Genomic DNA, 10,361 nt, shown 5'->3' with positions numbered 1-10,361 from the left:
CCGAGAGGTTTCTGCTGCGGATCATTGCTGCCCCCCTTTCCCGGCGGGCTTGCGCGTATCGAGCACGCCGACGGTCCGGTTCTCCGCAATGAAGATTTTGTTGGCCACGCGCCGGATGTCGGCCTTGGTGACCTTGTCGATCTTGTCCACCTGCCGGAAAAGCTCGCGCCAATCGCCGAAGCGCGCTTGATATGCCGCCAGCGCGTCCGCCAGCCCCTCGTTGTCGCCCAGATTGCGGATCAAGCTGGCCTTGGCGCGCGTCTTGATCATCTTCAGCTCGTCGTCGCTGATGTCCTGGGTCTTGATCCGCTCGATCTCCTGGTGAATGGCGTCGCGCAGTTCCGTCGTGGTGTGCCCGGGGGTGGGGATCGCGTAGAAGGCGAACAGGCTCGGGTACTTGATGCCGGGGAAGCCGCTGAAGCCCTCGGCATCGGCGGCGACCTTCTTGTCGCGCACCAGGGCGCGGTACAGGCGCGAAGTGCGGCCGTTCGACATCAGGTCGGTGATGGCGTCGTACACCACGTCATCGGGGTCGCGGTAATCCGGACGGTGGTACCCCTCCAGGTACAGCGGCTGCGTCATCTCCCGCATGGTCACCTGCCGTTCCGCGTTCTGCGCCGGCTCCTGCGTGCGCACCGGCTCCGGCGCCGGGCCGGCGGGGAGCCGCCCGAAGTACTTCTCGATCAGCGGCAGCAATTGCTCCGGGTTCACATCGCCCACCACCGCCACCGTCATGTTCGAAGGAATGTAGTAGGTGTGATAGAAGTGCATCGCATCGGTGGCGGAGAAGTTATGCAGGTCCGACATCCAGCCGATGGTCGGCCGGTGGTAGGGATGCGCCGTGTAAGCCCCGGCCAGGAACTGCTCCAACAGGCGGCCGATAGGATTGCTGTCGGTCCGCATCCGCCGCTCCTCGATCACCACGTCGCGCTCCTTGTAGAACTCGCGCATCACCGGGTTGCGCATCCGCTCCGATTCCATGTATGCCCACAGCTCGGTGCGGTTCGCCGGGAACGAGTAGAAGTACTCCGTCTGGTCCATGTTGGTGGAGGCGTTCATGCCCACTCCACCCTGGCTCTCGATGACGTTGGAGAACTCCTCGGAGATCACGTACTTGTTGGCTTCGGCGATGGCGGCCTTCCACGCTTTCTCCAGCTCCTCCATCTTCTTGGCGTCGCGCCCGACCTCTTTCAGCGACTCGGCCCGGTACGCCGCGTAGGCCGCCTCCACCTTGTCGAGCGCTGCCTTCTCCGCCGCATAGTCGGTGGTGCCGATCTTGTCGGTCCCCTTGAAGGCCATGTGCTCGAACATGTGGGCGAGCCCGGTCTGGCCCTTCGGGTCCTGCACCGACCCGGCATCCACCAGGGTGAAGAAGGAGAACACCGGCGCCTCCGTGCGCCGGCAGATCACGACCGTGAGCCCGTTAGAAAGCTTCTTGACCGTCACCCGCTTTTCAAAGGAGGCGACGTCCTGGGCGAAGGCGGGGAACAGGAAGAGGAACAAACACGCGAGCACCAGCCCGCGGCGCAAGCACTTCATTGCGACCTCCACGCGTGGGCGAACAAACATCCGACACTACTGGTTGGACGAGATACCTGTCAAATCTGGAGCGGGCAAGCACAAGGAATCTCCTGGAATCGCTCCAGGTCGCCCCCCCGGCGGCCTGGTGTAGCATGAAGGGGATGCGGGTCTTGGGGATCGATTGCGGCTCGGAGATCACAGGCTATGGCGTGGTCGAGCAGGGAAGCGACGGCCATCTCCGGCACATCACCTCTGGGGCCATCAAGCTCTCCCTGCGCAACACGCTGGCCATGCGGCTCTCGCACGTTTTCAGTGAGCTTCGGACCGTGATTCAGCTGCACCGCCCCGACGTCGCCGCCATCGAAGATGTCTTCTACGCCCTGAATGCCAAGACCGCCCTCAAGCTGGGACAGGTCCGCGGCGTGGCCCTGCTGGCGGCCTCCAGTTGCGGGCTCCAGGTCGCGGAGTACGCTCCCCTGACCGTCAAGTCGGCGGTCGTCGGCTACGGCAAGGCGGAGAAGCAGCAGGTGCAGCAGATGGTGGCCCGTCTGCTGGACTTGCCGGAACCGCCGCATCCTTCCGACGTCGCCGATGCCTTGGCCATCGCCATCTGTCATCTCCATACCTCCGCTACTCTGCTGCGGCAGAAGGTAGGCGGCCCCAGGTGAGCCGCCGCTCTTTCCGCACCTTGCTGGCCGCGGTGTTGCTGTCGGTGGGCGCGCTCGCGCAGACTCCCAAACCCGAGCCGGGCAATGATCCTCCCGCCGTCCCCACGGTCACATTCACCTTCGATTGGCCGGTTCACCCGCCGCACTACTCCATCGTGGTGGACGCGAGCGGCCGCGCCGCCTACACCGCCATGGCCGGCAAGGAAGGGAGCGAGGACCCTTACGTCGTGAAGTTCACCGCCAGCCGCCCGACGCGGGAGCGCGTCTTCGCCGCCGCCGCCGCCCTGAACTACTTCCAGGGGCAGTTCGACTTCACCCGCCATCGGATCGCATTCACCGGCAGCAAGACCCTGGTCTATGCCGATGCCAACCGTCGCTTCCAGACCACCTTCAACTGGTCGGAGAACGCGCAGCTCATGGATCTGGCTCACCTGTTCTTTGGCATCGCCAATACGATGGAGGGTGGACGCAGACTCGAATTTCTGCGCCGATTCGACCGCCTGGGGCTGAACGACCAGCTCAAAGAGATGGAAGAGGAGGCCAAAGATCACTACCTGCGCGAAGTGCACGTCATCGAGCCGGTGCTTCGCCAGATCGCCGACGACCCCGCCATCATGGACTTGGCCCGCCAGCGTGCCCGGAGGCTGCTGCAGCTGGCCGCCGCCGAAAACCAGGCCTCGCGCTCTACTCAGTAAGTCCCAGAACGGAATAAGCTCACAGGGAGCATCTCCGGACTGGCTTTCGGACATCTAATTCCATAGCATCACAGCAGGAGAGTCTTATGCTTGCGCGGAGAGTGGGGTTCGCTCTTCTCCTCGTGTCGTTGTTCTGCGCCACCCTGCCCGCTCTGGCTGACTCCACCGCCAGGATCGTGCGCCTCAGTTACCTTGACGGCGACGTGCAGATCGACCGGGGGAACGGCAGCGGCTTGGAGCGCGCCGTTCTCAACATGCCTGTCGTCCAGGGCACACAGCTCTCCACCGCCGGCGATGGCTCCGCCGAAGTGGAATTCGAGGACGGCGCTACCCTGCGCCTGGTGCCCGACACCGCCGTAGAGTTCCGCACGCTCAGCCTTCGCAGCAGCGGGGAGCGGGTCTCTTCCATCGAGCTGGCGCGTGGAACGGCCTATCTCGAAGCCACCAGGAAGAAAGACGATTTCAGCATCACAGCCGGCGGCCAGGAGATCACCCTGGCGCATGACGCGCATGTCCGCATCCAGCGCAGCGGCGCCCACATCACCCTCGCCGTCTTCAAGGGAGAAGTGGATGTGCAGAACCCCACCGGCTCGGTGCGCGTGAAGAAGGACGAGACCCTCAACCTGAACCTGAACGATCCTTCACAGTACGAGCTCGACAAAGGCATTGAGACCGGCAGCTACGACGCCTGGAACCAGCAGCGCGACGACTATCGCAAGACCTACGCCGCCAGGCACCATGACCGCTACAACTCCAACTACAGCTACGGATGGAGCGACCTGAACTACTTCGGGTCGTTCAACCAGTACGGCAGCTACGGGTCGCTCTGGCGTCCCTGGGGCATCGGGCCCGGCTGGGACCCGTTCGCCGACGGCGCCTGGGTCTTTTACCCGGGCTACGGCTACATGTGGGTGTCGGCTTACCCCTGGGGATGGATGCCATACCGCTACGGCACTTGGATCTTTGTTCCCGGCTACGGCTGGGCATGGCGTCCCGGAACAGTGTGGACGACCTGGTATGCGACCCCGGTGATCTACGGTGCCCCGGTAGGTTATGTGGCGCCCAAGCCGCCGGCTGCAACTTCAACGAGACCGGGCACGGTTGTGGTCGGTGGGGGACCCCTCACGGGGGTGCGAAACCCGCGTTATCGGCAGTGGCTGAAAGACCCGGACAATCCTAATGCGACTCAGCCCAAGGGTGGCGTGACGCCAGTACCCACTGCGACAACATCGTCTGCCGCCGTTTCTCAGAAGACATCGACGACTTCCACGGCCACAACCGCCGCCCCGACCACCAAGACAACCACGCCGCACGACCACCGGGATGCAAGACACAGCACACCGCCCTCGCGGCCTCCCAAGAGCGAGACCCCGCAAGTCTCCACACCGCCGTCGGCCAATACCTCGCAGAGCCCTGGCGTGGACAGCACCCGTTCGGCCGCGCCTCCAAGTGGTGCGAAAGCTCCGAAGAAGCTCCCGCCGCCACCCAAGTAAGCGACCAAGACAGCAAGGGCGGCCATTTTCGGCCGCTCTTTTCTATTGGGCGTCATGCTGAGGGCCTCCCAGGCCCGAAGCATCTCGCGTGTGCTATCCGATTGCAGTGTCAACTCACGATTACACCGGCGTAGCCCACCACCATATTGCGGTCGCCGGAGATGTCGCCCGAGGTGGCGTACTTCACCAGCTCGGCAGACGACGCGCCCAGGCCCTTGGCCGCGGTCAGCATGGCCACGGTCGGTCCGTATCCGCACATGCTGATGTCCTCCTGCATGATCACGTCGAACAGGCCGCGCGCGTCCAGGGCCAGGATCTTGTCGATGGCCTTGTGGTCCTTCACCCGCGTGATGGCGTCCGGTTCGTAGTGGTTCATGTCGCTCGAGGCGATGATCAGCACCGGCTCCTTGGCTTCCGAGATGATCCGGGCCATCGCCTCTCCCAGGGCGTGCAGCGGCTCGAACGACCCTACTCCCACGGTGATGGGGACGAAGGTGAACTTCGCTCTGATCGCCTGCAGGAAGGGGAGCTGGACTTCGAGCGCGTGCTCGGCGCGATGGGCGTCGGCATCTTCGCTGGCCAGGTGGCAGGAGGCCAGCAACGCCGAGGCCAGCGGCTCGTCTACCTCGGCCTGACCCAGCGGTGTATCCCACGACCCCCGGCTCATGACCGCGATCGGTTTTCCCATGCCGGTGTGGTTCGGGCAAAGGATGATGAACCGCGAAGGCAGATCCAGGCGCGCATACACCGCGCCTGCGACGTGCCCGGAGTACATATATCCGGCGTGCGGCACCACGCACCCGAAGGCACGCACCTTGGCCGCAGGCGCCGCCAGATACGACTTGATGTCGTGGAGGAGTACGTCCCGCTGGGCGGGATAGAAGCGCCCGGCGACGGCAGGACGCCGTACGAGGGACACGGGCATAAGCATCTCCTGACCGAGGGAATTGTGCGCCTCCCGGCCCGGAAGTGCAACGCCTTCGGCTACTCCGCCCCGTGCAGGTGCCGGAACACCGCGGCCGCCTTGGCCAGCGGAATCGCTTCCGCGCGCGCATCCGCCTTCACACCCGCTTCCTGCAATGCGGCGCGGATCGTCTCCGGCGGATATCGTTCCCGCAGGTTGTTCTGCAGTGTCTTGCGCTTCTGGCCGAACGAAAGCTTGAGGTACTCTTCGAAGTCCGCGCCGGCCACCTTCAACTTCTCCAACTGCGGCGCGACCGCCAGCCGCAGCACCGTCGAATGCACCTTGGGTGGCGGCGAGAACGCCCCTGGCGGAAGCGTGAACAGCTTTTCGACCCTGGTGTAGAGCTGCGCGGTCGCGGAGAGCAATCCGTAGTCCCGCGACCCTGGCTTGGCCGCGATGCGGTCGGCCACCTCCGCCTGCACCATGACCACCATCTCCCCGATCACCTCGTGGAAACGAAACAGGCGCATCAGGATCGGCGAGGTGATGTAGTACGGCAGGTTGCCGACCACGACCGCCTTCTCACTGGCGCCCGGGTGGATGTCGCCTGAGGTTCGGCGGTCGCGCCGCATCAGCCGCGCCAGGTCGATGTCGAGGACGTCGCCTTCGACGATCTCCACATTCGGTCGCGCGGCGTACTTCATTCTTAACTGCGCTCCCAGCACCCGGTCGATCTCGATGGCCATCAGGTACCCGGCCCGCTCCGCCAGCTTCGAGGTCAGCGCCCCGCGCCCCGGCCCGATCTCGATCACGACCCGCTGCGACACGTCGCCCAGCGCATCCACGATGCGCTCCACCGCGCGCCCGTCGGCCAGGAAGTTCTGTCCCAGCTTCGGCCGCCGGGTCTCGTGTGCAGGCCGTCTTCCCATGCCCTTTCCCCTTGCGTTGACCCCGTCTGTGGTGGCGTTTAGACTAACTCTTCCGCCGCAAGCCATCGCGGATCTCGCCCGTTCGGAGGCTCCTTATGCGCATCCTCTTCGCGGCCTCGGAGTGCGTCCCGTTCTCCAAGACCGGCGGCCTGGCGGATGTGGTCGGGGCGCTGCCGCCCGCCCTCGCCGCCCTCGGCCACGACGTCAGCGTCTATCTACCTCGTTATAAGCAGACCAAGCTCAGCGATCCCAAGACCGTCCTCAAGAGCGTCACCATCCCCTTCGACGACAGCCATCGTTTCTGCTCCGTGCTCGACGGCGGCAGGCATTCCGGCGTGCAATTCTACTTTATCGAGTATCCGCCCTTCTTCGAACGCGATGCCCTATACGGCACTCCCACCGGCGACTATCCCGACAACGCCGAGCGCTTCGCGCTCTACTCGCGCGCCGTCCTGGAAGCGGCCAAGATCCTGGGCGCGCCCGACGTCTTTCACTGCCACGACTGGCAGAGCGCTCTCATCCCTGTGCTCCTGCGCTCTGTCTACGCCGAGGACCCGGTCTACCGCAGTGTTCCCTCGGTCTTCACCATCCACAACATGGGCTACCAGGGCCTCTTCCCGCCCGACACGCTTCCGCTGCTGATGCTTTCCTGGGACTTGTTCACCATCGACAAGATGGAATTCTACGGCAAAGTCAATTTCCTGAAGGGCGCCCTGACCTTCGCCGATTTCGTCACCACCGTCAGCAGGAAGTACAGCCAGGAGATCCAGACCGCCGAGTACGGCTTCGGGCTGGAAGGTGTACTGCGTGGCCGCTCCGCTTCCGTCACCGGCATCCTCAACGGCGTGGATTACGACCAGTGGAGCCCGGAGAAAGACAAGTTCATCAAGGCGCAGTATTCCCCCGCCGACCTCGGCGGCAAGGCCGCCTGCAAGGCTGACCTGCTGGCCGAGTTCGGCTGCACCGGCGCTAACTCCGAGCTGCCGGTCATCGGCATCGTCTCTCGCTTCGCCGCCCAGAAGGGTTTCGACCTGATCTCGCAGATCGCCGACCGCCTGGCGCGCGAGGAACTCGTCATCGTCGCTCTCGGTGCCGGCGACAAGGAATACGAAGACCTCTTCCGCCGCCTCAACAAGCAGTTCCCCCAGAAAATTGCGGTCAAGGTCGCCTACGACAACACCATCGCCCACAAGATCGAAGCCGGCTCCGACATGTTCCTCATGCCCTCCCGCTACGAGCCTTGCGGCCTGAACCAGATCTACAGCCTGAAATACGGCACCGTGCCCGTGGTCCGCGCCACCGGCGGCCTCGACGACACCATCGAGCCCTGGGACGCCCGTGCCGGCAAGGGCACCGGCTTCAAGTTCAGCGAGTACAGCGGAGAAGCGTTGCTCAGCACCATCCACCAGTCGCTCGCCGCCTTCCAGGACAAGACAGGATGGCAGAAGCTCATGCGCAACGGCATGGCCAAGGACTTCTCCTGGAACAATTCCGCGAAGGAGTACGTGCGGGTGTACGAGCGGGTGCGCCAGGCCCGCAGCGCCACCGCCGCCTAGCTTTGGTGGATGTGGCGCGGGCGTGTCGCCCCGCGCACCGCCGGGATCAGCACAGGAAGCGGCCGATGGGCAACATCTCGTTCGCGCCCCGCCGGGAGAGCAGGATCGGAAGGTCGGCGATGATGGAGACCAGTATGCCCCCGGCCCTCCATAGCCGGCTCTGGTTGTCCGCGCCCAGGAGCAAGGCCGCCGGCCCACGGTCCTGCCGCCGCATCAGCCACGCCATCACTCCCCACTCCATCCAGCGCACCGGAGCGTAGATCTCCAGGTAGAGCAGCATGGGGCTGCTCGGCGCCTCCAGGTGCGCCATGCCGCCGATCAGGAACACCCCGAAGCCGAACAGCACGCCCAGCATCAGCCGGACCGCCCCGAGGCCGAACGCCGAGCGCAACGTCCGCTCCGTCCGCAGCAGCCCCACCCCCACGTAACACCACATCACGTACGCCAAAAACTTCAGCGCCACGTAACCGAGGAACTCCCAACCCGAATCCAAGTCAGGCTCCTTCCATCCGCTTGCGCCGTGCAAAAACGTAGAAGGCCGGGATTCCCAGCAGGATCAGCACCGACCCCGCCAGCGAATTCCGCAGATTGTCGAGGAACGTGAAGTACAGCAGCACGCCCGAAGCTACGATGAACAGTGCCGGCACCACCGGGTAGCCCCACATCCGATACGGGCTCACCTCGCCCCGCCGGCGGAAGACGAACACCGTCCCTGCCGCCGCCATGTAGATCAGCCACTCCGAGAAGATCGACAGCGAGAACAGTTGTCGGAAGCTCCCCGCCAGCAGCAGGAACAGGATGGCCATCACCGCCTGCACCACGATCGCGGTCGAAGGCGTGTGGAACCGCGGATGGACCTCCGCCAGCCGCCGGAAGAAATAGCCGTCGCGCGCCATGGCGAAGGCCGGGCGCGCACCGCTCATCACCGTGCCATTGAGCGTGACCAGCATGGACAGGGCGATCCCCACCGCCAGGGCCCGGCCGCCCCACGCCCCCAGCGCCGCTTCCACCGCGTCGGCGGCCGGACGCTTCGACGCCGCCAGCGCCCCCACCGGCAGCACGTACTGCACTGCCGCGTTCACCGCGATGTAGAGGACCATCATCAATGCCATTCCTCCGATCAGTCCGATCGGCAGGTTGCGTTCCGGTTGCCGCACCTCCCCCGACACCATGGTCAGGTCGTTCCACCCGTCGTACGCCCACAGCGCCGCCACCAGCGCCGCGGTGAAGCCCGCGATCCCGCCCTGCGCGCCTTGGTACCAGCCGGAGAAGTGTCCCAGGCCGCCGCCCGCGTAGCTGAACCCGATGGCCACGATCGCCCCGATCATCGCCACCTTGAACAGGGTGAACACCAGTTGGAAGTCGCCCGCCTTGCGGATCCCGACGTAGTTCAACCCCGAGATGAACAGCGTGCACGCGATCGCCACCACCTGCTCGTACGTCACCGGCAGGGAAGCCACCACCCGCTCCGGCAGGAACGAGAAAGCAGGGAACTGTCCCAGGGTGCGCACGATCCCGGAGGTGACGGTCGCGATGGAAGCCGGCTTCGCGATCAGGAACCACGTCCAGCTGTTCAGGAATCCGAACAGCGGCCCGTAGCCGTCGCGCAGGTAAACGTACTCGCCCCCGGTCTCCGGCCGGCGCGCGGCCAGCTCCGAGTAGGTCAGCGCGCCGAAGAACGAAAGGATGCCGCCTACCATCCACGCCAGGTACACCAGCCCCGACGAGCCCGCCGCCTGCATCATCTCCGACGGCACCAGGAAGATGCCGCTGCCGATGACCGTGCCCACCACGATCGCCGCCGCATGCCCCGCGCCCAGCTCGCGCGACAGCTGCCGCTCCGCCCCGAGTTGTGCCCCCTCCACCATCTTCTTCAGTAGAGACGCCCGTCAGGGCGTCTCCGCTCTCCACCGTGTCATCCCGAACGGCTTCAGCCGTGAGGGACCTGCTGTTTCTCTGCTAGGGAGGATTGAAAAACAAAGCTCGCACTATACCCGACCGCGAACGTCGCCGCCGATCCGATCATCACGTACCACGTCCACGGCACCTTCGTCCCCAGCCACAGATACACATTGAGCGCGAACCCGCACACCATCCCCACCATCGCCCCGCGCTCATTCGCCCGTCGGGTCAGCACTCCCAGCAGGAACACGCCGAGCAATGCCCCGTACGCCACCGACGCGATCGAAAGCCCCACCTCCACCACGTGCCCGCCGCGCCGCGACAGGATGGCCAACGCGAACAGCACCACCGCCCAGCCCAGCGTCGCCCACCGCGACAATCGCACCCGTTCGGCCTCCGCCGCTTCCGGCTTCCTTCGCAGGTAGAAATCAACGATCGAGGTGGAAGAGAGCGAGTTCAGCGCCGCGCTCAGGTTCGACATCGCCGCCGCCAGGATAGCCGCGATCAGCACGCCGGAGACCCCGTGCGGCATGTGCTCGACGACGAAGCGCGGGAAGATCCGGTCCGCGCCCATTGCCGCCGCCGTGTTCACGCCGCCGGGTGTCGCGCTGTAGTACGCGAACAGCATCGCGCCCACCAGCAGGAACAGCGCGAACTGGAACAGGATCACCACCCCGCTGGCCAGCAGCGCCG

10 protein-coding genes are annotated in these 10,361 nt (G+C 65.2%); 4 read left to right on the top strand and 6 right to left on the bottom strand.

The window, feature by feature from the left end:
• Positions 1-21 precede the first annotated feature (21 nt).
• The gene (locus tag VMS96_01025) at positions 22-1,539 is read right to left on the bottom strand and encodes a pitrilysin family protein (GenBank protein ID HVP41979.1); all 1,518 of its coding nucleotides are present in this window, start codon (positions 1,537-1,539) and stop codon (positions 22-24) included.
• 143 nt (positions 1,540-1,682) lie between these two features.
• On the opposite strand from VMS96_01025, the gene ruvC reads away from it, so the two are divergent.
• From ruvC to VMS96_01010, 3 genes are all read left to right on the top strand, one after another.
• On the top strand, positions 1,683-2,189 hold the full coding sequence (gene ruvC, locus VMS96_01020; protein ID HVP41978.1) for a crossover junction endodeoxyribonuclease RuvC: 507 nt from the start codon (positions 1,683-1,685) through the stop codon (positions 2,187-2,189).
• Entirely contained in the window at positions 2,186-2,884 is a 699-nt protein-coding gene (locus VMS96_01015; GenBank protein ID HVP41977.1) for a hypothetical protein, read from the top strand. The genes ruvC and VMS96_01015 overlap by 4 nt, the downstream gene beginning before the upstream one ends.
• Before the next feature lie 86 nt (positions 2,885-2,970).
• Positions 2,971-4,377, top strand: coding sequence for a FecR family protein (locus VMS96_01010; GenBank protein HVP41976.1), 1,407 nt, complete (start codon positions 2,971-2,973; stop codon positions 4,375-4,377).
• Positions 4,378-4,486: 109 nt separating this feature from the next.
• On the opposite strand, the gene amrB is transcribed toward VMS96_01010, so the two are convergent.
• Positions 4,487-5,302 (bottom strand): AmmeMemoRadiSam system protein B, encoded by an 816-nt coding sequence (gene amrB / locus VMS96_01005; protein HVP41975.1) that lies wholly within the window; start codon positions 5,300-5,302, stop codon positions 4,487-4,489.
• Between the two features lie 59 nt (positions 5,303-5,361).
• A complete protein-coding gene (gene rsmA, locus VMS96_01000; GenBank protein HVP41974.1) occupies positions 5,362-6,210 on the bottom strand; it encodes a 16S rRNA (adenine(1518)-N(6)/adenine(1519)-N(6))-dimethyltransferase RsmA in 849 nt (282 codons plus the stop codon).
• A 95-nt stretch (positions 6,211-6,305) separates the two neighbouring features.
• On the opposite strand from rsmA, the gene glgA reads away from it, so the two are divergent.
• A complete protein-coding gene (gene glgA, locus VMS96_00995; protein ID HVP41973.1) occupies positions 6,306-7,766 on the top strand; it encodes a glycogen synthase GlgA in 1,461 nt (486 codons plus the stop codon).
• A 46-nt stretch (positions 7,767-7,812) separates the two neighbouring features.
• Here glgA and VMS96_00990 read toward each other — a convergent pair whose 3' ends face one another.
• The 3 genes from VMS96_00990 to VMS96_00980 form a co-directional block, all read right to left on the bottom strand.
• On the bottom strand, positions 7,813-8,259 hold the full coding sequence (locus tag VMS96_00990) for a hypothetical protein (protein ID HVP41972.1): 447 nt from the start codon (positions 8,257-8,259) through the stop codon (positions 7,813-7,815).
• Between the two features lies 1 nt (position 8,260).
• Positions 8,261-9,634 (bottom strand): amino acid permease, encoded by a 1,374-nt coding sequence (locus VMS96_00985; GenBank protein HVP41971.1) that lies wholly within the window; start codon positions 9,632-9,634, stop codon positions 8,261-8,263.
• A gap of 62 nt (positions 9,635-9,696) precedes the next feature.
• A partial coding sequence (locus tag VMS96_00980) for a hypothetical protein (GenBank protein HVP41970.1) occupies positions 9,697-10,361 on the bottom strand: 665 nt, incomplete at its 5' end.

The organism is Terriglobales bacterium (genome assembly GCA_035543055.1).
In the GTDB taxonomy this organism is placed as follows: Bacteria; Acidobacteriota; Terriglobia; order Terriglobales; family Acidobacteriaceae; genus JAIQFD01.
This window is presented reverse-complemented; position numbering and strand designations above follow the sequence as displayed.

What these genes read in the sequence shown, in the direction of transcription:
- glgA (HVP41973.1), top strand. Translation starts at nt 6,306, where the DNA reads ATGCGCATCCTCTTCGCGGCCTCGGAGTGCGTCCCGTTCTCCAAGACC.
- ruvC (HVP41978.1), top strand. Translation starts at nt 1,683, where the DNA reads ATGCGGGTCTTGGGGATCGATTGCGGCTCGGAGATCACAGGCTATGGC.
- VMS96_01010 (HVP41976.1), top strand. Translation starts at nt 2,971, where the DNA reads ATGCTTGCGCGGAGAGTGGGGTTCGCTCTTCTCCTCGTGTCGTTGTTC.
- VMS96_00985 (HVP41971.1), bottom strand. Translation starts at nt 9,634, where the DNA reads ATGGTGGAGGGGGCACAACTCGGGGCGGAGCGGCAGCTGTCGCGCGAG.
- rsmA (HVP41974.1), bottom strand. Translation starts at nt 6,210, where the DNA reads ATGGGAAGACGGCCTGCACACGAGACCCGGCGGCCGAAGCTGGGACAG.
- VMS96_01025 (HVP41979.1), bottom strand. Translation starts at nt 1,539, where the DNA reads ATGAAGTGCTTGCGCCGCGGGCTGGTGCTCGCGTGTTTGTTCCTCTTC.
- amrB (HVP41975.1), bottom strand. Translation starts at nt 5,302, where the DNA reads ATGCCCGTGTCCCTCGTACGGCGTCCTGCCGTCGCCGGGCGCTTCTAT.